The 26,445-nt window shown below is 64.4% G+C and carries 21 protein-coding genes; 11 read left to right on the top strand and 10 right to left on the bottom strand.

The window, feature by feature from the left end:
* Positions 1-150: 150 nt before the first annotated feature.
* Positions 151-828, top strand: coding sequence for a L,D-transpeptidase (locus MTX23_RS10365; RefSeq protein ID WP_280976537.1), 678 nt, complete (start codon positions 151-153; stop codon positions 826-828).
* A gap of 24 nt (positions 829-852) precedes the next feature.
* On the opposite strand, the gene MTX23_RS10360 is transcribed toward MTX23_RS10365, so the two are convergent.
* Positions 853-2,022 carry an extensin family protein gene (locus MTX23_RS10360; RefSeq protein WP_280976536.1) on the bottom strand — a complete coding sequence of 390 codons (1,170 nt, stop codon included), beginning with the start codon at positions 2,020-2,022 and terminating at the stop codon, positions 853-855.
* 76 nt (positions 2,023-2,098) lie between these two features.
* Here MTX23_RS10360 and MTX23_RS10355 point away from each other — a divergent pair, with 76 nt between their 5' ends.
* Entirely contained in the window at positions 2,099-3,727 is a 1,629-nt protein-coding gene (locus MTX23_RS10355) for a 3-(methylthio)propionyl-CoA ligase (protein WP_280976535.1), read from the top strand.
* A 330-nt stretch (positions 3,728-4,057) separates the two neighbouring features.
* On the top strand, positions 4,058-4,909 hold the full coding sequence (locus MTX23_RS10350; RefSeq protein WP_280976534.1) for a DUF1499 domain-containing protein: 852 nt from the start codon (positions 4,058-4,060) through the stop codon (positions 4,907-4,909).
* Positions 4,910-5,042: 133 nt separating this feature from the next.
* Here MTX23_RS10350 and MTX23_RS10345 read toward each other — a convergent pair whose 3' ends face one another.
* The 4 genes from MTX23_RS10345 to MTX23_RS10330 all read right to left on the bottom strand — a co-directional run bounded on the left by MTX23_RS10345 (position 5,043) and on the right by MTX23_RS10330 (position 10,445).
* Positions 5,043-5,960 (bottom strand): MBL fold metallo-hydrolase, encoded by a 918-nt coding sequence (locus MTX23_RS10345; RefSeq protein WP_280976533.1) that lies wholly within the window; start codon positions 5,958-5,960, stop codon positions 5,043-5,045.
* 147 nt (positions 5,961-6,107) lie between these two features.
* A complete protein-coding gene (locus tag MTX23_RS10340; RefSeq protein WP_280976531.1) occupies positions 6,108-7,322 on the bottom strand; it encodes an acyl-CoA dehydrogenase in 1,215 nt (404 codons plus the stop codon).
* A gap of 174 nt (positions 7,323-7,496) precedes the next feature.
* Positions 7,497-8,573 carry a 3,4-dihydroxy-2-butanone-4-phosphate synthase gene (gene ribB / locus MTX23_RS10335; protein WP_280976530.1) on the bottom strand — a complete coding sequence of 359 codons (1,077 nt, stop codon included), beginning with the start codon at positions 8,571-8,573 and terminating at the stop codon, positions 7,497-7,499.
* A gap of 144 nt (positions 8,574-8,717) precedes the next feature.
* Positions 8,718-10,445, bottom strand: a complete 1,728-nt coding sequence (locus MTX23_RS10330; RefSeq protein WP_280976529.1) for a cation:proton antiporter — start codon at positions 10,443-10,445, stop codon at positions 8,718-8,720.
* Positions 10,446-10,566: 121 nt separating this feature from the next.
* On the opposite strand from MTX23_RS10330, the gene MTX23_RS10325 reads away from it, so the two are divergent.
* The 3 genes from MTX23_RS10325 (at position 10,567) to MTX23_RS10315 (ending at position 12,707) form a co-directional block, all read left to right on the top strand.
* On the top strand, positions 10,567-11,046 hold the full coding sequence (locus MTX23_RS10325) for a DUF3124 domain-containing protein (protein ID WP_280978032.1): 480 nt from the start codon (positions 10,567-10,569) through the stop codon (positions 11,044-11,046).
* Between the two features lie 58 nt (positions 11,047-11,104).
* Positions 11,105-12,343 carry a PLP-dependent aminotransferase family protein gene (locus MTX23_RS10320; protein WP_280976528.1) on the top strand — a complete coding sequence of 413 codons (1,239 nt, stop codon included), beginning with the start codon at positions 11,105-11,107 and terminating at the stop codon, positions 12,341-12,343.
* A 154-nt stretch (positions 12,344-12,497) separates the two neighbouring features.
* Complete coding sequence (locus MTX23_RS10315; protein WP_280976527.1) at positions 12,498-12,707, top strand: hypothetical protein; 210 nt, start codon at positions 12,498-12,500, stop codon at positions 12,705-12,707.
* Between the two features lie 95 nt (positions 12,708-12,802).
* Here the strand turns inward: MTX23_RS10315 and MTX23_RS10310 are convergent, their stop codons facing one another.
* The 3 genes from MTX23_RS10310 to MTX23_RS10300 all read right to left on the bottom strand — a co-directional run bounded on the left by MTX23_RS10310 (position 12,803) and on the right by MTX23_RS10300 (position 18,106).
* Positions 12,803-13,621, bottom strand: a complete 819-nt coding sequence (locus tag MTX23_RS10310) for an aldo/keto reductase (RefSeq protein ID WP_280976526.1) — start codon at positions 13,619-13,621, stop codon at positions 12,803-12,805.
* A 397-nt stretch (positions 13,622-14,018) separates the two neighbouring features.
* On the bottom strand, positions 14,019-14,480 hold the full coding sequence (locus MTX23_RS10305) for a hypothetical protein (RefSeq protein WP_280976525.1): 462 nt from the start codon (positions 14,478-14,480) through the stop codon (positions 14,019-14,021).
* A gap of 152 nt (positions 14,481-14,632) precedes the next feature.
* Positions 14,633-18,106: an indolepyruvate ferredoxin oxidoreductase family protein gene (locus MTX23_RS10300; RefSeq protein ID WP_280976524.1), complete on the bottom strand. Its 3,474-nt coding sequence runs from the start codon at positions 18,104-18,106 to the stop codon at positions 14,633-14,635.
* A gap of 212 nt (positions 18,107-18,318) precedes the next feature.
* On the opposite strand from MTX23_RS10300, the gene MTX23_RS10295 reads away from it, so the two are divergent.
* From MTX23_RS10295 to MTX23_RS10280, 4 genes are all read left to right on the top strand, one after another.
* Positions 18,319-19,269, top strand: a complete 951-nt coding sequence (locus MTX23_RS10295) for a hypothetical protein (protein WP_280976523.1) — start codon at positions 18,319-18,321, stop codon at positions 19,267-19,269.
* A gap of 47 nt (positions 19,270-19,316) precedes the next feature.
* On the top strand, positions 19,317-19,871 hold the full coding sequence (locus MTX23_RS10290) for a carboxymuconolactone decarboxylase family protein (RefSeq protein ID WP_280976521.1): 555 nt from the start codon (positions 19,317-19,319) through the stop codon (positions 19,869-19,871).
* Position 19,872: 1 nt separating this feature from the next.
* The gene (locus tag MTX23_RS10285) at positions 19,873-20,673 is read left to right on the top strand and encodes an SDR family NAD(P)-dependent oxidoreductase (protein WP_280976520.1); all 801 of its coding nucleotides are present in this window, start codon (positions 19,873-19,875) and stop codon (positions 20,671-20,673) included.
* A 192-nt stretch (positions 20,674-20,865) separates the two neighbouring features.
* A complete protein-coding gene (locus MTX23_RS10280) occupies positions 20,866-21,084 on the top strand; it encodes a hypothetical protein (protein WP_280976519.1) in 219 nt (72 codons plus the stop codon).
* Between the two features lie 33 nt (positions 21,085-21,117).
* Here the strand turns inward: MTX23_RS10280 and MTX23_RS10275 are convergent, their stop codons facing one another.
* Together MTX23_RS10275 and MTX23_RS10270 are read right to left on the bottom strand one after the other, a co-directional pair.
* Positions 21,118-24,300 carry a multidrug efflux RND transporter permease subunit gene (locus tag MTX23_RS10275; RefSeq protein ID WP_280976518.1) on the bottom strand — a complete coding sequence of 1,061 codons (3,183 nt, stop codon included), beginning with the start codon at positions 24,298-24,300 and terminating at the stop codon, positions 21,118-21,120.
* A 27-nt stretch (positions 24,301-24,327) separates the two neighbouring features.
* On the bottom strand, positions 24,328-25,572 hold the full coding sequence (locus MTX23_RS10270; protein WP_280976517.1) for an efflux RND transporter periplasmic adaptor subunit: 1,245 nt from the start codon (positions 25,570-25,572) through the stop codon (positions 24,328-24,330).
* Between the two features lie 202 nt (positions 25,573-25,774).
* Here MTX23_RS10270 and MTX23_RS10265 point away from each other — a divergent pair, with 202 nt between their 5' ends.
* A complete protein-coding gene (locus tag MTX23_RS10265) occupies positions 25,775-26,389 on the top strand; it encodes a TetR/AcrR family transcriptional regulator (RefSeq protein WP_280976516.1) in 615 nt (204 codons plus the stop codon).
* Positions 26,390-26,445: the final 56 nt, after the last annotated feature.

Below are 26,445 nucleotides of genomic sequence, written 5' to 3'. Positions count from 1 at the left end.
AAAAGCCACAGACGGCGTCCCGCAACGCGGGAGAAGCATCTAAACGCTGGGATTGACGGGAGGTTTCGGCAATAATGCTTTTAATGGAATCGTGGCGTTTGGGGCGCATTATTGGCGCTTTGGGGCGCGGATTTTCGATTGGACTGTATCATGTCGCTCAAAGTTACCTTGGGAATTCTGGCCACGGGCCTGATGCTGTCTGGTTGCATGCAGGCCACAACCTACGAGGCAACTAACACCGCGAACTTCAAGCCGCATGACAAGGAACTGCTGGCGAAGAGCACCTTCGTCAAGACGCCGGTTCCCGAGCCGTTCCGCCGCGCCATCGTCGAGTACCACCGCAAGGAAGCCCCCGGCTCGATCTTGGTCGATTCCGACAATCATTACCTCTACTACGTGCTGAACGACGGCAAGGCGATCCGCTACGGCATCACCGTCGGCGAAGAGGCGATGGCTTGGTCCGGCATTGCCAAGGTTGGCGCCATGACCGAATGGCCGGCCTGGCACCCGACCCCCGGCGAAATCTCCCGCCTCGGTGTTCCCACCTATGTGGCTCCGGGCCCGGATAATCCGATGGGCTCGCGCGCGATGTACCTCTACTCGGGCGGCAAGGACACGCTGTTCCGCATCCACGGCACCAATCAGCCGGAATACATCGGCGCGTCGATCTCGTCGGGCTGCATCCGCATGACCAACGAAGACGTCATCGACCTCTACAACCGCGTCAAGCTCGGCACCATCGTGGTGGTGCTGGAGCCGAAGCATGGCGACTCGCCGTTCAACTCGCGGATGGCGCTGCAGGGCGGCGGCGGCAACACGACCTACTGATCCGCTCGACCATCGCGGACGACGTCAAGGGCGCCGGCTTCGCCGGCGCTTTTTTGTTGGCTGCGGCTTGGCCGCCGCGGCGGCGTCGGGTGCGGCCGCATCTTCTGCTTTCGTTGCGTCCGGTTTGCTGCCGTCAGCCTTTGACGTGTCACGCTTGGACGTGTCAGCGTCGGGCGCATCACGCTTCGACCCATCAGATTTTGCCGCCACTTCGCGCGGCGGAGCATCCTCCGGGCGCGCGGCCGGCAACAGCGGCGCGACCTGCGGCAGCGGGTCGTACACGTTCCACTGACAGATCCGGTAGTTGTTGCGACGCTCCATCAGGTCGAGATGGATGTGGTCCTCATGGTACCAGTCCGAGCCCGGACCCAGCACGGTGGAGAAGCGGGCGCAGACCGAATGCAACACGGTCTCGCGCAAGCTGCGCGGCACCGTGCGGTCGGTCAACGAGATCGATCTGCCGTTGGCGAGCTTGAAGGCGCGCACGTCGAGCGCATTGGCGCGGCCATGCTCGGAGAGTTGCGCGCCGACCACGCGGTTGCGGCCGCGGCACTCGAAGGAGTCGAAATTATCGAGATCGCTGACCGTGCTGCCGAGGCCCTCGGCGAGCGGGGCGATGTCGGTGCGAACCCAATCGGCGATCGCGGTTGCCATCTTGCAGCGGAGGATCGCAGCCGGCTTTACCGCGACCTTCCGCTTGTCCGGCAGCACGATCGCCTCCAGCCGCACAAGGTCCTCGCCGCCGCAGCCGCCGGGCCCGTGGATGTCAGGGACGCTCGGCGCGATCGCGATCTCCTCGGTCAACGCCTGCCGGCAGGCCGAGGGCTGCGGTGCGGCGGGCTCCGGCGGCTTTGGGGGCTCCGCAGGCTTGGCAGGCTCCGTGGGCCGCGCCGTCTCAGCCGGGGGCTGCGTCACGACAGCGGGCTGCTCAGGCTCGGCCACAGCCGGCGCCTCGGCGGGGCGCGGCTTCGGCAATGGCACGGCGGCGCGGCGCTTGATCGCGCGCGGCTTCGCCGGGCGGGTGCGGAACAGGTCATCCCATGGAAAGCCTGCCGAATGCCGGGCGGCCTCTGCCGGACTAGCTTGCATGCCAAGCCAGAGCAACGCTGCAACGGCGGTAACTATTGCCGCGCCTCCGCGACGAAACGCGCCATCAGCCCATTTTCGGCTTGCTTTCTCCGCGCTAAAGTTCATGTCAATTCCATGATTTCACTGCCGGCCGCCCAAGATGCCGGCGGATCATGCGCGAGGATTGAGGAGGGATTTGCGTATGCTTGGCTTGATGCAAGATTGGCCCTTGCTGTGTCACAAGATTATTGAGCACGCCGCGAAATATCACGGCACCCAGGAAGTCGTGACACGGTCGGTCGAAGGACCCATTCATCGCACCACTTACGCCGAGATCCATGCCCGCGCGCTGAAGGTTTCGCAGAGCCTGGAACGCAACGGCATCAAGCTCGGCGACCGCATCGCCACCATCGCCTGGAACACCTGGCGCCATCTCGAGGTCTGGTACGGCATCATGGGGATCGGCGCGATCTGCCATACGGTGAATCCGCGCCTGTTTCCGGAACAGATTGCCTGGATCGTCAACCACGCCCAGGATCGCATCGTCGTCACCGATCTCACTTTCGTTCCGGTGCTGGAGAAAATCGCAGACCAGCTGCCGAGCGTCGAGCGCTACGTGGTGCTGACCGACAAGGCGCATATGCCGCAGACCACGCTGAAGAACGCGGTCGCCTATGAAGACTGGATCGCGGCATCTGACGGCAAGTTCCAGTGGAAGACCTTCGACGAAAACACCGCGGCGGCGATGTGCTACACCTCCGGCACGACGGGCGATCCAAAGGGTGTGCTGTATTCGCACCGGTCCAACGTGTTGCATGCGTTGATGGCCAACTCGAAGGACGCGCTTGGCACCTCCGCCGCAGACACAATGCTTCCGGTGGTCCCGTTGTTCCATGCCAACAGCTGGGGCATCGCCTTCTCCGCCCCCTCGATGGGCACCAAGCTCGTGATGCCCGGCCCGAAGCTCGACGGCGCCTCGGTCTACGAACTGATGCAGACCGAGAGGGTCACGCATACGGCCGGCGTGCCGACGGTGTGGCTGATGCTGCTGCAATACATGGCGGCCAACAATCTCAAGCTGCCGGATCTGCAGATGGTGGTGTGCGGCGGTTCGGCGATGCCGCGCTCGATGATCCAGGCTTTCCTCGACATGGGGACGCAGGTGCGCCACGCCTGGGGCATGACCGAGATGAGCCCGCTCGGCACGCTCGCCACGCTCAAGCCGCCATTCTCCGAGCGCACCGGCGAGGAACGGCTCGACGTCCTGCAGACCCAGGGTTATCCGCCGTTCGGCGTGCAAATGAAGATCACCGACGATGCCGGCAAGGAGCTGCCGTGGGACGGCACGACCTTCGGGCGGCTGAAGGTCTCCGGACCTGCGATCGCAAAGGCCTATTTCAGGGTCGACAGCAACATCCTCGACGAGGAAGGCTATTTTGACACCGGCGACGTCTCCACGATCGACCCGTACGGCTACATGCGGATCACCGACCGCTCCAAGGACGTGATCAAATCCGGCGGCGAGTGGATCTCCTCGATCGATCTCGAGAACCTCGCGGTCGGCCATCCGGCCGTTGCGGAAGCCGCCGTGATCGGCGTCCATCATCCGAAATGGGATGAGCGCCCGCTCCTGATCGTGCAGCTCAAGCAGGGCCAGAGCGCCACGCGCGAGGACATCCTGCAATACATGGACGGCAAGATCGCGAAATGGTGGATGCCCGACGACGTCGCTTTCGTCGACGGCATTCCGCACACCGCAACCGGCAAGATCCTGAAAACGGCGCTGCGCGACCAGTTCAAGGACTACACGCTCCCGACAGCAGCGGCGTAGGGTTGTGTAGCCGCCATGCCCGGGCTTGCCCCGGGCATCCACATCTTTGGTTTCCGGTGTGAAGAAAGTTTCCGGTGTGAAGAAGGACGTGGATGGCCGAGACATGGGCGAGCGGAAGCGACGCCGCCCTTCGGACGGCTATGCCCGCCATGACGACGAGGAGACGTCAGCCGGAGCCCGCTGATGTCCTATGCGATTGCCATGCCCTCCAGATGGGGGTGAGAACATCGCCCAAATTCCCTTGAATTTGCCGCAGGTCCGTGGTCTCACACGGATCAGTCACGGCGGCATTGGTCGCCCCGGCGAATCTCAACCGGGAGTTTTTCGACGATGGCGCGCAGGTTTTCCGCTCCCTACCAGCAGGAGCCCGTGTCCGGTCTCGCCACCTGGTCACGCAACCTCGCCATCTTCTCCGTCGTCGCGGTGCTGGTCTCGGTCCTCATCGTCCGCTTCGGATTCCTGGAGGTGAAGCCGGCGCTGGCGACCTTCTTCGGCGCGCTGGGCTGCGCCGGCCTGTCGATCCTGGTCGGCCTCGGCGCCTTCGCTGCGATCTGGCAGAACGGCACCCGCGGCATGGGCCGGATCCTCCTCGCCTTGCTGATCGATGCTGCCGTGCTCGCCTACCCCGGATACCTCCTCTATCAGTATCGCAAGCTGCCGCGGATCTACGACGTCACCACGGATCCGATCGACCCGCCGAAATTCGAGGCGCTGGCGCGCTTGCGCACCGGCGAAGGCACCAACCCTGCGGTCTATGCCGGCCTCTATTCGGCCGAGCAGCAGCGCAAAGCCTACCCCGATATCGAGACCGTCGAGCTCGAGGTGCCGGCCAGCCGCGCCTTCGATCTGACGCTGCGGCTGGTGAACCGCCGCAAATGGCTCGTCATCGACGAGCGCGCGCCGCAGCCGCCGCGCGGCATCGGCCGGATCGAGGCGGTGGCGCGCACCCCGATCATGGGGTTCCGCGAGGACGTCTCGATCCGGGTCACGCCCGATGGCGAGGACTCGCGCGTCGATATCCGCTCGGCCTCGCGTTACTTCGACGCCGATCTCGGCAGCAACGCCGCGCGGGTGACCAGGCTGATCGAGGACATCAACACCGCGGTCGACAACGACAACTCCAAGCCGGTGAAGAAGCCGCAGGCTCCACTGAAGCCGCCGGCGAAGACGGTGAAGAAGTGACGCGTCAGCGTCATTCCGGGGCGTGCGACAGCACGAACCCGGAATCTCGAGATTCCCCGGGGCGCAATTGCGCCCCCTGAGGTCTGGTGCTTACGCACCATCCCGGAATGACGTGGGGATGGGCCTCGCCTCTTTACGCCAGCCGATACGTTCCGCTGATCACGGGATCGCCGTCGGTCACGACAATGCCGCGTCCGACAAGGTCCTCCAGATGTGCCAGCACGGAATAGCCGGCGGCGGTGGCGAGGCGCGGATCGAGCCCGATATAGATCGCACGCACCATCGTCGGGATGTCCGCCTCGCCCTTGCCGAGGCGATGCAGGATCGACGCCTCGCGCGCCCGACGATGCCGCGCCAGGAAGCGGACGTAGCGCGGACCTTCGGTGATCTCCGGCCCATGGCCCGAGAAGTAGAGCTGCTCGGGCCGCTGCTCCAGCCGCTCCAGTGAGGCCATGTAGTCGATCATCGAGCCGTCGGGCGGCGCCACGATCGAGGTCGACCAGCCCATCACGTGGTCGCCGACGAAATTGATGCTGCGCTCGGCCCATGCAAACGCCAGATGATTGGCGGTGTGCCCTGGCGTTGCGACCGCCTCCAGCGCAAAGCCCGCGCCTTCGATGACGTCGCCGTGTTTCACCTGCACGTCGGGACGGAAATCGCGGTCGGCGCCGGATTCCGGATTGTGCTTCTCGCTCTCGAAGCGCGGACGCGAGGCGCGATGCGGCCCCTCGGCATAGACAGGCGCGCCGGTCGCAGCCTTGATCCGCGGGGTGTTCGGCGAATGGTCGCGATGGGTATGGGTGACCAGGATGTGCGTCACGGTCTCGCCCCTGACGGCATCGAGCAGCGCTTTCGCATGCGCCTCGTCATCCGGGCCGGGATCGATGATCGCGACCTTGCCCTTTCCTACGATGTAGCTGACCGTGCCGGTGAAGGTGAACGGGCTCGGATTGTTGCAGAGGACGCGGCGCACGCCCGGGCGAACCTCTTCGACCACGCCGGGCTTGAGCGGGAAGTTGCGGTTGAACGGGATGTCGTCGTTGTCGGTCATGGTGACCTCCCTGCATTTCGATCGTCATGCCCGGGCCCTGCCCCGGGCATCCATATCCTTTCCGCAAGCCAAGACGTGGATGGCCGGGACGAGCCCGGCCATGACGACATCTGTGGTTACTTCCGGTGGATCACAACCCAAGCGCCGTTACGAGAACGCCTGAATGCCGGTGATCGCGCGGCCAAGGATCAGGGCGTGGACGTCGTGGGTGCCCTCGTAGGTGTTCACGGTTTCCAGGTTCGCGGTGTGACGCATCACGTGATACTCGATCTGGATGCCGTTGCCGCCGTGCATGTCGCGCGCCATGCGGGCGATGTCGAGCGCCTTGCCGCAATTATTGCGCTTGACGATCGAGATCATCTCCGGCGCCATCTTGCCTTCGTCCATCAGCCGGCCGACGCGCAAGGAGGCCTGCAGGCCGAGCGCGATCTCGGTCTCCATGTCGGCGAGCTTCTTCTGCACGAGCTGGGTGGCGGCGAGCGGGCGGTTGAACTGCTTGCGGTCGAGCGTGTACTGGCGCGCACGGTGCATGCAGTCCTCGGCGGCGCCCATCGCGCCCCAGGAGATGCCATAGCGGGCGCGATTGAGACAGCCGAACGGCCCCTTCAGGCCGGAGACGTTGGGCAGCAGCGCGCTTTCCGGCACCACCACATTGTCGAGCACGATCTCGCCGGTGATCGAGGCGCGCAAGCTGAGCTTGCCGCCGACCTTAGGCGCCGACAGGCCCTTCATGCCCTTCTCCAGGATGAAGCCGCGGATCTGGTTGCCATGTGCGGCCGACTTGGCCCAGACCACGAAGACGTCGGCGATCGGCGCGTTCGAGATCCACATCTTGCTGCCGTTGAGCTTGTAGCCGTCGGGCACCTTTTCGGCGCGGGTCTTCATGCCGCCGGGATCGGAACCGGCGTCCGGCTCGGTCAGGCCGAAGCAGCCGACCCACTCGCCGGTCGCGAGCTTGGGCAGATATTTCTTGCGCTGGTTTTCGTCGCCATAGGCGTAGATCGGATACATCACCAGCGACGACTGCACCGAGTTCATCGAACGATAGCCGCTGTCGACGCGCTCGATCTCGCGCGCCACGAGGCCGTAGGCCACATAGCTCGCATTGGCGCAGCCATATTCCTCCGGCAGCGTGACGCCGATCAGACCGAGCTCGCCCATCTCGTTGAAGATCTCGCGGTCGGTCTTCTCTTCGAGATAGGCTTTGGTGACGCGTGGCAGGAGCTTGTCCTGCGCATAGGCCCGCGCGGTGTCGCGGATCAGGCGCTCGTCTTCGGTGAGCTGGTCGTCGAGCAGGAACGGATCATCCCACTGGAAGCTGGCGGCAGCCGGCTTGTCCTTGGCCTGGGGGCGCACGCTCATGAAACATCCTTTCGCATAGGTCTTTCGGAATTTGGTGGATAAATTAAAGCGCTATGCTGCAAAGCGCAATTGAATTGGGATCACGGTCGTTCCGGGGCACGCGGCAGCGTGGACCAGGGTACGCAATTGCGCCCCCGAAGTTCGATGCATGCGCATCGCCCGGAATGACAAGTGCTAATGCTCGAGCTTCTCGTTGGACACGATCTCGATGCCGAAGCCGGACAGGCCCTTGTAGTCGTGCACCGACGAGGTCAGGTTTCGGATCGAGGTGACGCCGAGATCGCGCAGGATCTGCGCGCCGACGCCGACCTCGCGCCACTGCCTGTTGCGATCGGCTTCCGCGCTGTTCGGCTCGCCGACCGGTTCGACCGGAACGCCCGCTGCACCATCGCGCAGATACACCAGCACGCCACGGCCCGCATTCTTGAACTGCCGCAGCACGGCTTCCATCCGCGCCTGTCCCGTGAACAGGTCCTTGACGATGTTGGGCTTGTGCAGCCGCGTCAGCACGTTCCTGCCGTCGCCGATGCCATTATAGACGAAGGCGGCATGCATGATCTCGTCGAATGGCGAGCGATAGGCATAGCCCTGGAGCGGCCCGATCGGGCTTTCCGTGGTGAAGGTCGCGACCCGCTCGATCAGCTTCTCGCGCGCCTGGCGGTAGGCGATGAGGTCCGCGATCGTGACATGCTTGAGCTTGTGGGCGGCGGCGAATTTCGCGACCTGCTCGCCCTTCATCACGGTTCCATCGTCATTCATCAGCTCGCTGATGACACCGACCGGCGGCAGGCCGGTGAGCTTGCAGAGATCGACCGCGGCTTCGGTATGGCCGGAGCGCATCAGCACGCCGCCGTCGCGGGCGATCAACGGGAAGATGTGACCGGGCCGCGCGAAGTCGTTGCCGCCGGCATTGGGATTGGCGAGCGCGCGGCAGCAGGAGGCGCGCTCCTCCGCGGAGATGCCGGTGCCGCCGTCGGGCTTGTAGTCGATCGAGACCGTGAAGGCCGTGGTGTGGCTGGACTCGTTGTGCGCCACCATCGGGTCGAGCCGCAGCCGGCGCGCGTCGTCGGTGGTGATCGGCGCGCAGACGATGCCGGAGGTGTGGCGGATGATGAAGGCCATCTTTTCCGCCGTACAGAACGACGCCGCGACGATCAGGTCGCCCTCGCCCTCACGGTCGTCATCATCGGTGACGACGACGAGTTCTCCCCCCGCAAACGCCTGCAGCACTTCCTGGATCGTATCGGCCATTGTCCCAACATCTCGCTATGTGCAGGCAGTGGATTAGCCGGGTTCCGAAGCCCGCGCCAGTATCATTATGCAACCCGGTATGCGTTGAACAGGCATACCAGGAAAAGGTTGCCCCTGCGGGAGGTCGGAAGGAAACCGAGCGCTTTACGGCAAGACCTCGCGCCGATCGGCCAGCCGGGCATCCATCTCGGCGCGCTTGTCGTCGAGCAGGCCGGCGTCGGTGGCCTCGATCACGGCATAGAGCTCACCGGCGTCGCTGATCCGGGTCACCGTGACGTAGTCGGCGCCGGCCTTGTAGAGATCCTCGACGTCGGCCAGCAAGTCGGCGGTCGCGACGATCCTCGCGGTCGGGTTCAGGGTCCGGACGTGACGCACCAGCTTCTCGTTGTCGGCGCCAACGAGCAGGAAATCCGGCACGCTGAGGATGATAATCTCGGCCTTGCCGATACCGGCATGGACCAGCGTGTCGACATTGCTGATGTCGCCGTAGATCACGTGCAGCCCGCGGTCGGACAACGTGCGGAACACCAGCGGATTGAAGTCGATGACGCTGATCTGCTCGAGCAGCGACTGGTTCTGCCGCTCGATCTGGCTGAGCAGCGCGCTCGCCGCGCGGAAAAAGCCGAGGATGACGATGCGCCTGATCTCGCCATGGCCGCCCTCGCCCGCCCCCTCGGTTTCCTGGGCGTGGCCGAGGTCGCGCAGCCCGATCCGTTTCAACGGACCGATCAGGCCGCGCACGATCTGGTCGCTGCGCCCCATCGCAAAGGTCGAGAGCACCGCCAGCACCACGAACGCGAACGAGGCGGCGCTCGCGGTCTCGGTCGAGATGTGGCTGGCGGCGGTTCCGGTCTGGATCACAACCAGCGAGAACTCGGAGATCTGCGCCAGGTTGATCGCCGGCAGCAGGCTGGCACGCAGGCCCTGCTTCATCAGATAGAGCGGCGTGAACGTCGTCGCCAGACGGCTCGCCACGGTGAATGCCGCGATGACAAGCGCCAGCCCGATCACCGAGAGGCCCGGAATCGGGATCGTCATGCCGAGCGCGACGAAGAACAGGGTGATGAAGAAATCCCTGAGCGTCGTGACCTTCGCGGTGACGTCGAGCGCATAGGGGAAGGTCGAGATCGAGACGCCGGCGACCAGCGAGCCCATCTCGCGCGACAGATGCAGCCGTTCGGCGATCTCGCCGATCAGAAAGCACCAGGCGAGCGCGCCGAGCAGCACCAGTTCGGGCCGGCGCGCGATCTGGTGGAACAGCCGCGGCAGCACGTAGCGGCTCAACACCAGCGCGGTCGCGACCAGGACGGCGACGCGAGCGATCGACAGCAGCACCACACCGATCTGCAGATTGTCGAGGCTCGGCTGCACCGCCAGGAACAGGATCGCGAAGATGTCCTGCAAGACCAGCACGCCGAGCGTGATCCGGCCCGGCAGCGTGTCGAGCTCGCGCTTCTCGTAGAGCACCTTGACGATGATCACGGTCGAGGACAGCGCGCAGGCGACGCAGAGATAGAGCGCATCGAACCTGCCGCCGCCGATCGCGAGCCCAATTCCCGCAAAGAACAGGATGCCGAGCAGGCAGCCGCCGAGAAGCTGGCCCGCGCCGGCGAACAGGATCACCTTGCCGGCGCGGACGATCTTCTTCAGGTCGATCTCCAGCCCGATCATGAACAGCATGAAGATCAGGCCGAGCTCGGAGATGACGCTGATCGACTCCTGCGACTCGACCCAGCCCATGCCGAATGGACCAATGAAAAAGCCGGCGATAAGGTAGGCCAGGATCAGCGGCTGCCGGGAGAAATGGGCCAACAGCCCGAGCCCCCAAGCGAACAGGATACAGAGCGTGATATCGCGGATAAGTTCGTGCATGCGTCAAAATTTCCCGATGCCGCAACCTAGAGGGCTGGGCGTGAGGATCAAACAAGCAATGTGTCACATCCGCGCAGGCGGCTTTTTGCTGGCGACTCTGGCCTGTCTGCTCACGTTGCACATGGGACGGGCGACTGCGCAAGCCGCCGGAAGCATTGAGCAAAATTTTGCGAATTCGCTCACCACAATGCCGACCGGGGACCTCTCCGTCTCCGGCGCATTCTACGTGCCGGCCTATTCCAGCGTGTCGATGAGCCAGGGCAAGCTCAGGGCAGATTTCTCGGTGACGCTCAGCGTGCACAACGCCTCGCAGACGAGGCCGCTGGTGCTGAAGCGGATCGCCTATTTCGACACATCAGGCAAGATGGTGGAGAGCTACCTCAAATCGCCGGTCGCGCTAAAACCGTTTGCGACTATAGAGGTCGTCATCGCCACCACGGATACCCGCGGCGGCACCGGCGCCAATTTCGTGGTCGATTGGGCGGCAACCAACGAGATCGCGGAGCCGGTGGTCGAGGCCCTGATGATCGGCAGCGTCGGCGCCGGGCACTATGCCTTCATCACCCAGGGCCGGCCGATCAAGCTGCTTGGCAAGAGCTAACCTTACGAGAGGCCGTGACACGGCCTTCGCAACGACAACAAGACGGAGCGAAACACCCATGTCCACCTCAGCCCAGTTCGATTTTGCACCCCTGCTCCCGGCCGGCCTGCCCGCGCCGGCCGCGCGGTGGACCGGTCTTGCCAAGTACAGCTTCGTCGGCGGCAACAACGATCCCGAGCAGGTCCCGGTCGACGGGCTGCTAGAGGCGGTCAATGCCGTGCTGAAGCGCGAGGGCCGCAATCTCGCGACCTACAACCTCGCCCACGGGCCGCAGGGTTACCTGCCCTTGCGTGAATTCCTGGCACAAAAGCTGAAGCGCGACGCCGCTATCGCCTGCACGCCGGACGAGATCATGATCGTGTCCGGCTCGCTGCAGGCGCTCGACCTCGTCAATCACACCCTGCTCGCCAAAGGCGACACCGTGCTGATCGAGCAGGAGACCTATCAGGGCTCGCTGAACCGGCTGACGCGGCTCGGCGTCAACGCGGTCGGGATTCCGCTTGATGGCGAAGGCATGCGGATGGATGCGCTGGCCGCAGCGCTCGCCGACCACAAGCGCCGGGGCATCACGCCGAAATACCTCTACACCATCCCGACCGTGCAAAACCCGACCGGCTCGATCCTTCCCGAAGGCCGCCGTGCCGAGATGCTGAGGCTCTCGCAGGAATACGGCGTGCCGATCTTCGAGGACGATTGCTACGCCGACCTGATCTGGAGCGGCGAGCGGCCGCCCGCGATCTACGCCATGAGCAAGCATGGCGGCGTGATCCATATCGGCTCGTTCTCGAAATCGATCGCGCCGGCGCTGCGCGTCGGCTTCATCGTGGCGCCCTGGGAGATGATGTCGCGGATGCTGGCGCTAAAGACCGACGCCGGCTCCGGCGCGCTGGAGCAGATGGTGCTCGCCGAATATTGCGCGCCGCATTTCGCGACCCACGTGCCGCGGCTGACGCGCGGCCTGCGCGCAAAACTCGACACGCTGATGGAGGCGCTGAACGAGCAGTTCGGTACCGTGGCCGAGTTCGAGGCGCCCAAGGGCGGCATCTTCCTGTGGGTCAAGCTGCCCGACAATGTCGACACGATGAAGCTCTATCAGGCGGCGCTCGCGGCCGGCGTCTCGATCAATCCGGGACCTGAATGGTCGACCAACAAGGCTCACTCGGGCAGCCGGCTCAGGCTCTGCTTCGCGAGCCCCTCGCATCAGCAGATCCGCGAGGGCATCGCCGTGCTTGCGGAGGTGTGCCGGAAGGAATTCGGCGTGCCGACGCGGAGCAGCAACGTCGAGAAGCGCAGTTAGCGATCGGCTCGTAGCACGATGGATCGATTCGTTCCGGTCGCAGTAGCGAGTCGACGCGCACTTGCTGAACAAGCGTTCAGAAAACTCTCTGAGTTTCACAGGAACGTTTCAATAGGCTGCGCTGTTTCATTCTCGCTCAATTGAGGAGGATGAGATGAAGCAGTTTGGATATATTGCTGCTGCAATCGGCGCACTCGCATTGGCGGTGCCGTCGATCGCGAGCGCCGAAACCGTTGTGGTGAAACGTGGCGGCCATTATTGGGACCATGGTTGGCACGCCCGCGCCGAAATGCGCGATCACGGCTGGCATCGCGGCTGGCACCATCATGATCGCGTCGTGGTGATCAAGCGACATCGCTATTAATCAAATAAGGCCGACACAAAGGGAAAATGGCTCCTCGCGGAGCCATTTTCTTTGTGGAGGCGCGACAAAGTCGCTGCGAGAGTAATGCCTGCTCATCAATCCCAGGCCGGCGCGAAGCCCGGATTGACGCAACGCATGTCCTTGGGCAATGAGGCAATTGCCTTGCGATCGTCATCGTCAAGCCTGACCTTCAGTGCGTCGAGATTGGCCCTCTGGCTTTCGGCACGCGAGGCTTTCGGAATCGCCGCGACACCGTCCTGGTCGAGCAACCATCTCAGCGCCACTTGCGCCGCGGTCGCGTCGTGCTTGCGGCCGATCCTGCCGAGCGTTTCGTCCTTGGCGATACGGCCCTGCGCCAGCGGACAGTAAGCGACCAGCGGGATGGATTTTGCGGCGAGATATCTCTGCACCGGCGTCTGGTCCAGCATCGCGTGATATTCGATCTGATTGCAGGCGATCGGCGCCCTGACGTCCTCGACCACTGTCTTGAGCAGCGCCGTCGTGAAGTTCGCAACGCCGATCGCGCGGGTGCGGCCTTCCTCCTTCAGCTGCATCAGCGTTTCGAAGATCGCCGGCAGGTTCATGGAGCGCGACGGCCAATGCACCAAATAGAGATCGACGTGATCGAGGCGCAGTTTCTTCAGGCTGGCATCAAAGGCTTTTCGGATCGCATCGAGCGCCAGATTCTCGTGCCAGACCTTCGTGGTCACATGCAGGTCCTTGCGCGCGACCTTCGAGGCTGCGATCGCGGCCCCGATCGGCTCTTCATTGGCGTACATTTCCGCGGTGTCGATATGACGATAGCCGAGCACGAGCGCACTCTCGACCGCCGCGCGGCAGGCGTCGCCCTGCATGCGGAAGGTGCCGAGCCCGAGCCGGGGCAGGCTGATGCCCTGTGTCTGCAGATTGTCCATGGAGTGCTCCTGACGCATGGGATGCCGACGCCATCGACGACGTCACGCCAGCAAATCGTTTGGTGGGAATGAAATTGGCAAGACTGCCGACGCGTAGTCTGCCCGCAAACCCGCCGCTTCCGCAAGACGTCGGTCATCAAGATGTCGCGACGCGCTTAGATGTGTTGCGCCATAATCTCGCTGGGACGCGGCGCGATCGGCGCGGGCCCAGATCACCGCGCGAGAACAGCGAACTCGTCATTCCGAGGAGTGCGCTCTTGCGCGCGTCTCGAAGAATGCACGGCCCTGATCTTGCAGCCGGGCCGTTGATCCCTCGAGACGGCACTGATGCACCTCCTCAGGATGACGGATTTGGTATTGACGCGGGAATTAAGAGAGTAGAGATGCGAGGAGTGTCTCAGCGTTTCCAATTGCAGATGCCGCCGGAGCGGCACGGCCAGGTCTGGATCCGCGTGTCGCGGGCCTGAGCATTGAGCGGGTTGGTGTGGCGACGCGCCAGCTTGGCCCGTGCGGGAACGCGCCTTTCCGCCCGCTTCTTCTCGACCGGCGCCTTCTTCTCGACCGGCGCCGCCGTCACCCTGGCGGTGCGTACCGCCTTCTGCGGCGCAACCTTCGTGTCCTCAACCTTCGGTTCGGCATTGGCCTGCGGCGTAGGCCCGTTCGCGCTGCGGTCGGAATTGGCTTCGACAGGGACCGGCTCGAACTGGGCGGGGGGGCCGAGCCGCTTCGGCGACAGCACGGCCTTGGAGAGATCGAGGCTGAAGAATTCGTCCGGGCGGTACTCATCAGCAGACGCCACGCCACCCAACAGCAGGGACGCGGTACAAACGGTGACAACAAAAGCGCTTTTCAGGACCATCAGACGGCCTCCTGAAATCACTCAAATACTTCAAATATTAACCGTGATTATGTAGGAGCCCGGCCGCCCAAATCCAGCCGATGCTGCGGGCAGGGTTACCGCTCAACGATGCCGGCCGCGGAAAGTTCCCACCGCGGCCGGCCTCATCGGTCCTATTCGGCCGCCTGCGCCACCGGCTGGCCGATTGCGCTTTCCAGCCGCGCGCATTCGCCGCGGTAGCGGGCGACGTTGGCTTCCTTGATGTGGCCGTAGCCGCGCACGAGATCGGCTGCCTTGGCCAGCGCCACCAGCCGCGGCAGGTCGAGCCGCTGCTTGCCGTCGAGGTGACGCAGGATCATCGCGGAGTACTCGCCCGGCAATGCGCGCTCCATCCTGCGCTCGGCCGTGTAGCCGAAGATGTCGAACGCGGTGCCGCGCAGGCGCTTCAGCCGCGCCAGGATGCTGAAGGCCTGGAACACCCACGGGCCGAACTCGCGCTTCTGCAGACGGCCGGTAACGGGATCGCGCTGCGCGAGCAGCGGCGGCGCCAGCAGCACCTTCGGTTTCGGATTGCCGTCGAACTGTTCCCGCAAGGCCCTGGCGAACTCGCCGTCGGAATAGAGCCGCGCGACCTCATACTCGTCCTTGTAGGCCATCAGCTTGAACAGGCCCTTGGCGAAGGCCTCGGTCAGCTCCTGCGAGCCCGGCGCGGTCGCAACCTCGGCCGCACGCACGCGCGCGACGTCGTCGAGATAACGCCTGGCGTAAGCCTCGTCCTGATAGTCGGTGAGGAACTTGGCGCGGTACGCGATCGCCTCGTCCAGCGTCCGCTTGGCGGGCGCAGCACCCGCGCTCTTGAACCGCGCGGCGCTGACCACGCGCTGCAGGTCGTGCGCGGCGAGCCGGCCCCATGAGAACGCCGTCTTGTTCATCTCGATCGCTGCACCGTTGAGCTCGATCGCCTTCAGGATCGCCTCCAGCGACAGCGGGATCGCGCCGCGCTGGAACGCGAAGCCGAGCATGAAGGCGTTGGTCGCGATGCTGTCGCCCATCAGCGCGGTGGCCAGGCCCGTGGCATCGAGGATGTCGAGATCAGCAGGTGTCACCGCGCCGTTCAGCGCATCGCGCATCGCGCCGGCCTCGAAATCGATGTCCGGATTGATCACGAAGCTCGCGGTCGGCAGCAGGTCGGCGTTGACGACTGCGCGGGTGACGCCGCGCTCGGCCCGGCTCAACGCCGGGGCGCTGGTCGCAACGACAAGGTCGCAGCCGAGGATCAGATTGGCATTGCCGGGCGCGATGCGCACCGTGGTCAGCATGTCAGCGGCCGGCGCGAGCCGGACATGGCTCATGACCGCGCCGTTCTTCTGCGACAGGCCGGTGAAGTCGAGCGTCGAGCAGGCCAGCCCCTGGACATGCGCGGCCATGCCGAGCAGCGCGCCGATAGTGATGACGCCGGTGCCGCCGATGCCGGTGATCAGGATGTTGTAGGGTCCGGCGAGCGCCGTCGCAGGCGGCGTCGGCAGGTCGGCGAACAGCGCCTTCGGATCGGCCGCGGTGCGGTCCGCCTTGCGCAGCTTGGGATCGAGCACGGTGACGAAGCTCGGGCAGAATCCCTCGATGCAGGAGAAATCCTTGTTGCAGTTCGACTGGTCGATGCGGCGCTTCCGGCCGAACTCGGTTTCCAGCGGCTGCACCGAGACGCAGTTCGAGGCCTGCGAACAGTCGCCGCACCCCTCGCAGACACGCTCGTTGATAAAGATGCGCTTCGCTGGATCGGGATAGAGCCCGCGCTTGCGGCGGCGGCGCTTCTCGGCGGCGCAGGTCTGGTCGTAGATCAGAACCGTCAGGCCCTTGATCTCGCGCAAGCTCCGCTGCACGGCATCGAGCTCGCGGCGATGATGCACGGTTGCACCGGCCGGGAAATAGTTGGCCGGGTACTTGTCGGGATCGTCGGAGACGATCGCAAGCCGCTTGGTGCCCTCGGCCGCGACCTGGTGTGCGATCTGCGACACGGTGAAGCCGCCTTCAGCGGGCTGGCCGCCAGTCATTGCGACCGCGTCGTTGTAGAGGATCTTGTAAGTGATGTTGACGCCGGCCGCGGCGGCCGCACGCAGCGCCAGCAGACCGGAATGGGTGTAGGTGCCGTCGCCGAGATTCTGGAACACATGCTCTTCGCTGGTGAACGGGGCCTGCCCGATCCAGCTCACGCCCTCCGCGCCCATATGCGAGATGGTCGCGGTGCGGCGGTTCGGCACCGACAGCGCCATGCCGTGACAGCCGATGCCGGCCATCGCGCGGCTGCCCTCGGGGATCTTGGTGGAGGTGTTGTGCGGGCAGCCCGAGCAGAAATACGGGGTGCGCGCCAGCTTGACGGCGCCGGTGCCTTCGGCCGGCCGGTCGAACGCCTCAAGCTTCGCCAGCCGCTGCTCCAGCATCGGGCTGCGATGCCCGAGCTTGCGCAGGCGCGCGACCACGGCGGCCGCCACCATGGTCGGCGTCAGCTCGCCTTCGCTCGGCAGGAGCATCGCGCCGCTCTCGTCGCGCTTGCCGGCCACCGAAGGCCGCTTCGAGGCATCCATGTTGTAGAGGATGCGGACGAGCTGGTCCTCGATGAAGCCGCGCTTCTCCTCGACCACGAGCACGTCCTGCAGCCCCTCGGCGAAGGCGCGCGCACCGCGCTCCTCGAGCGGCCAGGTCAGCGCCACCTTGTAGATGCGCAGGCCGAGGGCTTGCGCGTCCGCATCCGTGATGCCGAGATCGGCCAGCGCCTGGCGCAGATCGAGATAGGCCTTGCCGGTCGCCATGATGCCGAGCCGCGCCGGCTTCGAATCCAGCACGATGCGGTCGAAGCGGTTGACGCGGGTAAACGCAGCCACCGCCTCCATCTTCGGCCCGTGCAGCCGCCGCTCCGCCTCGAGCGGCGGATCCGGCCAGCGGATCGACAGTCCGCTCGGCGGCATCTCGAAATCGTCGGGCATGATGATCTTGATTCGATCGGGATCGCTGACGATCGAGGCCGAGCTTTCCACCGTCTCCGAGATCGCCTTGAAGCCGACCCAGCAGCCGGAATAGCGCGACAACGCAAAGCCGAGGATGCCGAGATCGAGATAATCCTGCAGCGTCGCCGGATTGACCACCGGCATCAGTGCCGAGGCGAACACCTGCTCGCTCTGATGGGCCAGGGTCGAGGACTGGCAGCCATGGTCGTCACCGGCGAGCGCGATCACGCCGCCATTGGGCGAGGTGCCGGCAGAATTGGCGTGCTTGAGCGCATCGAGCGAGCGGTCGACGCCGGGGCCCTTGCCGTACCAGATGCCGAACACGCCATCGACCTTGGCGCCCGGAAACATGCCGACTTGCTGGCTGCCCCATACCGCGGTGGCCGCCAGGTCCTCGTTGAGACCCGGCACGAATGCGATGTCATGTTCTTTCAGGAAAGACTTCGCGCGCCACAGCGCGTGGTCGTACATGCCGAGCGGCGAGCCGCGGTAGCCGGAGATGAAACCTGCGGTGTTCAGCCCGTGCGCACGATCGCGTTCGCGCTGCAACATGGGCAATCGGACCAGCGCCTGGGTACCGGAAAGGAAAATTCGTTTCGCGTCTAACCGGTACTTGTCGTCCAGTCCAACTTCCATCAACCCCATTCGTCAGGCTCCCCATCCCGTCTCTGCCGCGCCGGTCCGACCCGGTCTCATTTCGCTTCGGACAGGATCATGCATCAGCATGCAGTGATTTTGTTATGCATGAACAGCCTTGTCCCCTTGCGGCAAGACATATCTCCTCTCCCTGCTGCATATGCGAGGCCTTGCCGAACCGCGCCTTCTTTGAAACGGTGGCGCGCAAAGGGAGACCAAGGATGATTACAGTCGAAACCGCGTTCACGACCGAAATCGTGGAGAACGGCGATCTGCTGGTGGGTCCCTGGCGCAGCCCGAAGCAGATGCTTCAGGCCCAGGTCTACGACTCCCACGCGTCGATCCACGATGATGCAACCGCGCAGAAGCTCGGCTTCCGCGGCGGCACGATCGAGGGGCCAGCCCACTTCAGCCAGTTCGCGCCACTGTGCGAGCGGATCTGGGGCCGGGCCTGGTTCATGACTGGATGCCTATCCGCGCATTACCGCAATCCCGCCTTCGAAGGCGAAGAGGTCCAGGCCCAGATCGAGAAGCCGAAACCGGGCCAGACCGTTTGCGCGATCGGGATGATCAAGCGCGACGGCACCGAGGTGTTGCGCGGCTCGGCATCCATTGACGGCGACGGCACGGAGACGGCCCTTAGCCACCGGCTCGACGAGTTGAAGCCGCTGATCGATCCCGTCATCCTCGCCGACATCAAGGTCGGCATGAAGACAACCCGGCAAGCGATCAAAATGGATTTCGACCAGAACATGGGCGATCTCTATCCGTTTTCGCTGACCGACAAGCTGAAGGTGATTACTGAGCCTTCCGACTACTATTCGCTGGAGCACAATCCCTGGGGCCGCGCCATCATCCCGATGGAGATGCTGAGCGTGCTGTTCCAGTACCGGGCGCGCGAGGACCGGCTGCCGGTCCGCGGCCCGGCCGTCGGATTGTTCGCGGACCAGGAGATCCGGCTGCTGCGAGGCCCGTTATTCCCGGGCGAGACCTATTGGGCCGAGCGCGAGGTCGTCGCACTCTCCGGCAGCAAGCGCACCGAGAGCATGTGGGTGCGCACGACCGTGTTCGATGCCGACAACATCCCGGTTGCGACCATGCTGCTCAACGGCGCCAGCATGAAGGACTCCTATGCCAACTATCAAAGCGAGTACAAAGCGCTCTACGGCTGAAACGATCGCCGCGCATCCCGCAAGCCGCCAAACCAAGGACAACAACAATGGCCCGCCTGCCCTATCTCGAAGCCGATCAGGTTGCGCCCGAATATCGGGACATGCTCAAGCGCAACACCAACCTGCACAAGCTCCTGGTCAACTCGCCGGACATGGCGCGCGCCTTCAACGGGATCGGCGGCTACATCCGCTTCAAGAGCAAGCTCGATCCGCGCTTGCGCGAACTTGCAATCCTGCAGGTCGGTTGGCTCGAGAAGTCGGAATATGAGTTCACCCATCATGTGAAGATCGGCAAGGAGTTCGGCGTCACCGACGCTGATATCGAGGGCCTGATCGCGGAGACCGATGGCAAACCGTCGAAGCTCGAGCCGCTCGCCAGGGCGATCCTCAGAGGCGCCCGCGAGATGGTCCGCGAGCTCGCGATGTCGGATACGACCTTTGCCGAGATCAAGGCGCATCTCTCCGACGAGCACATGACCGACCTCGTGTTGACGATCGCGTTCTACTGCGCCGTGGTGCGGGTACTCGCCACCATGAAGATCGACAATGAACCGACCTACAGAGAGGTACTGCAGCAGTACCCAATGCCGGGAGTGAAATGACATGCGCCTGCAAGATCGTGTCGCCATCGTCGTCGGGGCCGGACAGAGCCCCGGCGAGGGCATCGGCAACGGCCGCGCCACCGCACTGACCTTCGCCCGCGAGGGCGCGAAGGTGCTGTGCGTCGACCACAATCTGGCTTCGGCGCAGGAGACCGTCGACTTGATCGCGGCCAAGGGCGGCACCGCCGTCGCCTTCAAGGCCGACGTCACGCGGAATGCCGACATCAAGGCCATGGTGACGGATGCGCATACGCGCTGGGGCAGCGTCGACATCCTGCACAACAATGTCGGCGTCAGCCTGTCCGGCGGCGACGCCGAGCTGCTCGACATCACCGAGGAGGCGTTCGATCGCTGCGTGGCGATCAACCTGAAGAGCTGCGTCCTCGCCGCCAAGCACGTGATCCCGATCATGCGGCAGCAGCAGCGCGGCGCGATCATCAACATCTCGTCGATGGCTGCGATCACGACCTATCCCTACGTCGCCTACAAGGCGACCAAGTCGGCGATGATCGCCTTCACCGAGCAGCTCGCCTACCAGAACGCGCAATACGGCATTCGCGCCAATGTGATCCTGCCTGGATTGATGAACACGCCGATGGCGGTCGACACCCGCGCCCGCGAATTCAAGAAGAGCCGCGCCGAAGTCGAGGCCGAACGCGACAGCAAGGTGCCGCTGCGCCACAAGATGGGTACCGGCTGGGACGTCGCCAACGCCGCGCTGTTTCTCGCCTCCGACGAAGCCAACTTCATCACCGGTGTCACGTTGCCGGTCGACGGGGGCGCGAGCGTGCGGCGCGGTTAACCCTAGCGGTTAACCTGTGTGACGACATCACGCGTCGCTGCGCTACGCGATTCGAAAAAGTTGAAATAATCCAATGACACGATGATGTGACGGCGGGTCCACATAAATCGAAATCCTGACTCGTTGTGGTCGCACGAAATTCATCTGCGCTCTGTATCTCGCAGCCCGTGAATTGCTGGAGTGCAAAGATCCATGAGCGAAGAACTCGAACTCAGACCTGATCAGTGGGACGCGTTGAAAGCGCTGCGGGCTCCCGCGGCAAACCCTTCAAAACTGAGCCGGTTTGCGGTCGAAAGCCTCATCACGCTCGGCTATGTTGCGGTGCGGGGTGATTCGTTTGTGTTGACGCCGGCGGGCCGCAAGGTGCTCATCCGCGGTTCCTCGCAACTGCTGCTGGACATCGCAGCCTGACCTTTCGAAAAGTTCATGAAGGCGCACGCGGCATCATGCCGCGTGCGCCTTGTTCGGGATTGTCGCCTCGCCGTGCTGCGTCAACGGCTTCATCCCGGTGAGGCTGCGCAGCAGCACATAGAACACCGGCGTCAGGAACAGGCCGAAGATCGTGACGCCGATCATGCCGGAGAACACCGCGACGCCCATCGCGCGCCGCATCTCCGAGCCCGCGCCGGTCGAGAGCACCAGCGGCAACACGCCCATGATGAACGCCATCGACGTCATCAGGATCGGCCGCAGACGCAACCGGCTTGCCTCGATCGCGGCACGGATCGGCGAACGCCCGGCGAATTCGAGCTCGCGCGCGAACTCGACGATCAGGATCGCGTTCTTGGCCGACAACCCTACCAGCACGATCAGGCCGATCTGGGTGAAGACGTTGTTATCACCCTTCGAGAGCCAGACGCCGAACATCGCGGCCAGAAGGCCCATTGGCACGATCATGATGATCGAGAGCGGCAGCGTGAGACTCTCATAGAGTGCGGCCAGCACCAGGAACACCAGCAGGATCGCCAGCGGAAACACCCAGAGTCCCGAATTGCCCGCGATGAACTCCTGATAGGTCAGGTCGGTCCATTCGAAGGCAAAGCCGGGCGGCAGCACTTCGGCTGCGATCCGCGTCGCCGCCTGCTGCGCCTGGCCGGAGGAATAGCCTGGCGCCGCGGCGGCGTTAATGTCTGATGACAGGAAGCCGTTGTAGCGGATCGCGCGTTCCGGGCCTGCGCTCTGACGGACCTTCAACAGGGCCGAGAGCGGCACCATGTCGCCTGAGGACGAGCGCACCTTCAACTGCCTGATATCGTCGGCCCGCGCGCGGAACGGAGCGTCGGCCTGGACATAGACAGAATAGGTGCGCCCGAACTTGTTGAAGTCGTTGACATAGTACGACCCCAGATAGATTTGCAGCGTGTTGAAGACTTCGGTCACGGGCACGCCGAGTTGCAGCGCCTTGGTGCGATCGATGTCGGCAAACAGCTGCGGCACGTTGACCTGGAAGCTGGAGAACACGCCGGCGATTTCCGGCGCCTTCTGCATCGCCGCCATGAACGCCTTGGTCGCATCGTTCAGCGCCTCGTAGCCTAGGCCCGCGCGATCCTCGATCTGCAGCTTGAAACCGCCGATGGTGCCGAGGCCGTTGACCGGCGGCGGCGGGAACATAGCGATGAAGGCCTCCTGGATGCCGGCATATTTCTTGTTCAGCTCGGCTGCGATCGCAGGACCGCTCTGCGAGGGATCCTTGCGTTCGTCAAAAGGCTTCAGCGTCGAGAACACGATGCCGGCGTTGGAGGAGTTGGTGAAGCCGGAGATCGACAGGCCGGGGAACGCCACCGAGCTCTCGACGCCCGGCTGCGTCAGCGCGATGTCGCTCATCTTGCGGATCACTTCCTCGGTGCGGTCGAGCGTGGCGCCGTCGGGCAGTCGGGCAAAGCCGACCAGATATTGCTTATCCTGGCCCGGCACGAAGCCGCTCGGCACCTGCTTGAACAGCACGCCGGTGACGCCGATCAGGAGCACGTAGAGGCCCGTCACCGCGGCCTTGCCGAAGATCACCTTGGAGACGGTGCGGCCATAATTCTCCGAGGAGCGGGTGAAGACGCGGTTGAAGCCGCGGAAGAACCAGCCGAGCCCCTTCTCCATGATCAGCGTCAGCCGGTCCTTCGGCTCGTGATGGCCCTTCAACAACAGCGCCGACAGCGCGGGCGACAGAGTGAGCGAGTTGATCGCCGAGATCACGGTCGAGATCGCGATCGTGAGCGCGAACTGCTTGTAGAACTGCCCGGTGAGGCCGGAGATGAAGGCAAGCGGCACGAACACCGCGATCAGCACCAGCGCGATCGCGATGATCGGCCCCGACACCTCCCGCATTGCTTGATTGGTGGCGTCGCGCGGCGACAGGCCGGACTCGATGTTGCGCTCGACATTCTCGACCACGACGATGGCGTCGTCGACCACGATGCCGATCGCCAGCACCAGACCGAACAGGCTGAGCGCGTTGATCGAGAATCCGAACACATGCATGACCGCGAAGGTGCCGACGATCGACACCGGGACGGCGAGCAACGGAATGATGGATGCGCGCCAGGTCTGCAGGAACAGGATCACGACCAGGACGACGAGCGCGATTGCCTCCAGCAGCGTGTGGATGACGGCCTCGATCGAGGAGCGCACGAACTGCGTCGGGTCGTAGACGATCTGGTAGGACACGCCTTCCGGCATGTTCTTCTTGATCTCGGCCATCGTGGCGCGGACGTTGTCCGAGATCTGCAGCGCGTTGGAGCCGGGAGCCTGGAAGATCGGCAGCGCGACCGCCTGCTTGTTGTCGAGCAGCGAGCGCAGGCCGTATTCGGAGGCGCCGAGCTCGATCCGTGCCACGTCATGCAGCCGCACTACCTCGCCCCGCGAACCGGTCTTCACGACGATGTCGCCGAACTGCTCCTCGGTCGACAACCGCCCTTCGGCGTTGACGGAGAGCTGCAGATCGATGCCCTTGACACTGGGCGACGAGCCGACCACGCCGGCGGCGGCCTCGACGTTCTGCGCCTGGATCGCGCGCACGATGTCGCTCGCGGTCAGGCCGTGCTCGGCGGCCTTCTGCGGATCGACCCAGATCCGCATCGAATAGTCGCCGGCGCCGTAGATCTGCACGTCGCCGACACCATCGATCCGCGCCAGCCGGTCCTTGACGTTGAGCACCGCGTAATTGCGCAAATACGTCATGTCGTAGCGGTTGTTCGGCGACAGCAGATGCACGACCATGGTGAGGTCGGGCGAGCTCTTCTTGGTGATGATGCCGAGCTGGCGCACCACCGCCGGCAGGCGCGGTTCGGCCTGCTGCACGCGGTTCTGCACCAGCTGCGTCGCCTTGTCGGGATCAGTGCCGAGGCGGAAGGTCACCGTCAGCGTCATCGCGCCGTCGGTGGTCGCCTGGCTGCTCATGTAGAGCATGCCCTCGACGCCGTTGATCTGCTCCTCGATCGGGGTTGCGACCGTCTCGGCGATCACCTTCGGATTGGCGCCGGGATAGGTCGCGCGCACCACGACCGACGGCGGCACCACGTCGGGATATTCCGAGATCGGCATCGCCAAGAGCGATATCAGGCCGGCCAGGAAGATCAGGATCGACAAGACGCCGGCAAAGATCGGCCGGTCGATGAAGAATTTTGAGAGATTCATGGTGATGCCCCCGGGCGCAGCAGGTGCTTAGCGCTGCGCCGTGTGCTGGTTGGCCTCGGCGGATGCCTGTTGCATGCCCCGCGCGCCCATCGCGGCGACTTCGGTCTTCAGGAGTGCGCCGGGACGGACGCGTTGCAGACCATTGACCACGATGCGGTCGCCCGATTTCAGGCCCGCCGTCACGACGCGCAGCCCGTCGACCGAGCCGCCGAGCGTGATCGAGCGGTAGACCGCGCGGTTGTCGTCGCCGACGACCATGACGAACTTCTTGTCCTGGTCGGTGCCGACCGCGCGCTCGTCGATCAGGACCAGCGTCTGCTGCTGCGGCTGGCCCATGCGCACGCGCGCGAACTGCCCGGGGATCAGCCGGCCGTCGTCGTTGCGGAACACGGCGCGGACGCGGATGGTGCCGCTTTGGCCGTTGACCTGGTTGTCGATGAGCTGAATGTGCCCCTGGGCGCTGAGGCCGCCGGACGTCGTCATGTCGACCGGGATCCGGCCGAGATCGCCGCGCTTGCCGGAGGCGTCGGCGATCGAATTCAGCGCGCGCAGGACCACCTCTTCGTCCGCATCGAAGCTGGCGTAGATCGGATTGACCGAGACCAGCGTGGTCAGCACCGGCGACGCGGTGCCGGCGGCGACGAGATTGCCGACAGTGACCTCGATCCGGCCGACCCGGCCGTCGACCGGCGCGCGCACCTCGGTGTAGTCGAGGTTGAGCTTCGCCGTCTGCAGCGTGGCTTCGGCCGCCTTTACATTGGCGATCGCCTCGCGGTTGGCGTTGTCGCGCTGGTCGAAGTCCCGCTTGGTCACGATGTTGTTGCCGACCAGCTGCGCGCCGCGCTCGACCTCGCTGGCGGTGAACATCGCGCGGGCCCTTGCGGCCTCGAGCTGCGCCTGGGCCTTGTCGACCTCGGCGGCATAGGGCGCCGGATCGATCTTGAACAGGACATCGCCGGCCTTCACCAGCGCACCCTCGGTAAAATTGGTCGCGAGGATCGCACCGGCGACCCGGGGCCGAACCTGGACGCGGTCGACGGCCTCGAGCCGGCCCGAGAAATCGTCGAACAGCGTGGTCCGGCGCGGCTCGACGACCGCGACCGTAACGGCGACCGCCTGTTCGGGAGGGGTCGCGGCGGTGGTCGCCTGCGCGGCATAGAAATAGCGGCCGGTCGCGATTGAACCAGCCACTGCGACGGCACCAAGGATCATGATACCGCCGACGGTGCGTCGGAAACGGCCGGAACGGGGATTTTGAGTTGACGAGGGCATTCGCGCGCTCCAGATAACTGTAGTGTTCGCTACAGATGTGGAGCTGGACGCTGATCTGCAAGATATTTATGTATCGAACGCTAGGAAATTCTTAGCAGACTGTTGGGGAAACTGGAAGTCAGGGGAAAGATCAAATTCAACAAGAGGATAGAGTGGGGAAAATCGTCACAGAAACGGCACCCGGCTCAGGGAGTAACGCAAGATGGCTATGGGACGTCCCCGCGCTTTCGACGCCGACGCGGCATTGGATCGGGCAATGGAGGTGTTCTGGCGGCACGGCTATGAGGGCGCGACCATCGCGCAGCTCACCGAAGCCATGTGCATCAATCCGCCGAGCCTCTACGCCGCCTTCGGCAGCAAGGAGGGGCTCCTGAAGGCCGCCCTCGATCGCTACACCGAAAAGCGCAACGCCTGGATGGAGAAGGTTCTCAGCGCGCCCACCGCCCACGATGTGGCGGAGCGGATGCTGATGGAGACCGCCGACACCCAGACCGATCCCGCCAACCCGCCCGGCTGCCTGCTGGTCCAGGGCGGCCTCGCCTGCGGCACCGGCTCGGAAAACGTCCCGTTCGAACTGGCCGCACGGCGCGCACAGACCGAGGACCAGTTGCGCGAGCGCTTCGTGCGCGCGAAGGCCGAGCATGATCTCGGCGAGGCCGCCGATCCCGCCGCGCTTGCGCGCTATCTCTCCGCCGTCACCGCCGGCATGGGCGTGATGGCCTCCTCGGGTGCCGACCGCGAGGCATTGCGCCAGGTCGCGGCGGTGTCATTGAAGGCGTTCGAAGAGCAATCGAAGGGCAAACGATCCGCCGCCTAGCACGCGATGAATTTGGATCGAGCCAGTTGGCCGCGAATTCGGTTCACCTCTCCCCG

The organism is Bradyrhizobium sp. ISRA436 (genome assembly GCF_029910015.1).
Classification (GTDB): domain Bacteria; phylum Pseudomonadota; class Alphaproteobacteria; order Rhizobiales; family Xanthobacteraceae; genus Bradyrhizobium.
The sequence above is the reverse complement of the archived record's forward strand: the minus strand, read 5'-3'. Positions and strand labels throughout refer to the sequence as shown.

What these genes read in the sequence shown, in the direction of transcription:
- MTX23_RS10365 (WP_280976537.1), top strand. Translation starts at nt 151, where the DNA reads ATGTCGCTCAAAGTTACCTTGGGAATTCTGGCCACGGGCCTGATGCTG.
- MTX23_RS10360 (WP_280976536.1), bottom strand. Translation starts at nt 2,022, where the DNA reads ATGAACTTTAGCGCGGAGAAAGCAAGCCGAAAATGGGCTGATGGCGCG.
- MTX23_RS10355 (WP_280976535.1), top strand. Translation starts at nt 2,099, where the DNA reads ATGCTTGGCTTGATGCAAGATTGGCCCTTGCTGTGTCACAAGATTATT.
- MTX23_RS10350 (WP_280976534.1), top strand. Translation starts at nt 4,058, where the DNA reads ATGGCGCGCAGGTTTTCCGCTCCCTACCAGCAGGAGCCCGTGTCCGGT.
- MTX23_RS10345 (WP_280976533.1), bottom strand. Translation starts at nt 5,960, where the DNA reads ATGACCGACAACGACGACATCCCGTTCAACCGCAACTTCCCGCTCAAG.
- MTX23_RS10340 (WP_280976531.1), bottom strand. Translation starts at nt 7,322, where the DNA reads ATGAGCGTGCGCCCCCAGGCCAAGGACAAGCCGGCTGCCGCCAGCTTC.
- ribB (WP_280976530.1), bottom strand. Translation starts at nt 8,573, where the DNA reads ATGGCCGATACGATCCAGGAAGTGCTGCAGGCGTTTGCGGGGGGAGAA.
- MTX23_RS10330 (WP_280976529.1), bottom strand. Translation starts at nt 10,445, where the DNA reads ATGCACGAACTTATCCGCGATATCACGCTCTGTATCCTGTTCGCTTGG.
- MTX23_RS10325 (WP_280978032.1), top strand. Translation starts at nt 10,567, where the DNA reads ATGGGACGGGCGACTGCGCAAGCCGCCGGAAGCATTGAGCAAAATTTT.
- MTX23_RS10320 (WP_280976528.1), top strand. Translation starts at nt 11,105, where the DNA reads ATGTCCACCTCAGCCCAGTTCGATTTTGCACCCCTGCTCCCGGCCGGC.
- MTX23_RS10315 (WP_280976527.1), top strand. Translation starts at nt 12,498, where the DNA reads ATGAAGCAGTTTGGATATATTGCTGCTGCAATCGGCGCACTCGCATTG.
- MTX23_RS10310 (WP_280976526.1), bottom strand. Translation starts at nt 13,621, where the DNA reads ATGGACAATCTGCAGACACAGGGCATCAGCCTGCCCCGGCTCGGGCTC.
- MTX23_RS10305 (WP_280976525.1), bottom strand. Translation starts at nt 14,480, where the DNA reads ATGGTCCTGAAAAGCGCTTTTGTTGTCACCGTTTGTACCGCGTCCCTG.
- MTX23_RS10300 (WP_280976524.1), bottom strand. Translation starts at nt 18,106, where the DNA reads ATGGGGTTGATGGAAGTTGGACTGGACGACAAGTACCGGTTAGACGCG.
- MTX23_RS10295 (WP_280976523.1), top strand. Translation starts at nt 18,319, where the DNA reads ATGATTACAGTCGAAACCGCGTTCACGACCGAAATCGTGGAGAACGGC.
- MTX23_RS10290 (WP_280976521.1), top strand. Translation starts at nt 19,317, where the DNA reads ATGGCCCGCCTGCCCTATCTCGAAGCCGATCAGGTTGCGCCCGAATAT.
- MTX23_RS10285 (WP_280976520.1), top strand. Translation starts at nt 19,873, where the DNA reads ATGCGCCTGCAAGATCGTGTCGCCATCGTCGTCGGGGCCGGACAGAGC.
- MTX23_RS10280 (WP_280976519.1), top strand. Translation starts at nt 20,866, where the DNA reads ATGAGCGAAGAACTCGAACTCAGACCTGATCAGTGGGACGCGTTGAAA.
- MTX23_RS10275 (WP_280976518.1), bottom strand. Translation starts at nt 24,300, where the DNA reads ATGAATCTCTCAAAATTCTTCATCGACCGGCCGATCTTTGCCGGCGTC.
- MTX23_RS10270 (WP_280976517.1), bottom strand. Translation starts at nt 25,572, where the DNA reads ATGCCCTCGTCAACTCAAAATCCCCGTTCCGGCCGTTTCCGACGCACC.
- MTX23_RS10265 (WP_280976516.1), top strand. Translation starts at nt 25,775, where the DNA reads ATGGCTATGGGACGTCCCCGCGCTTTCGACGCCGACGCGGCATTGGAT.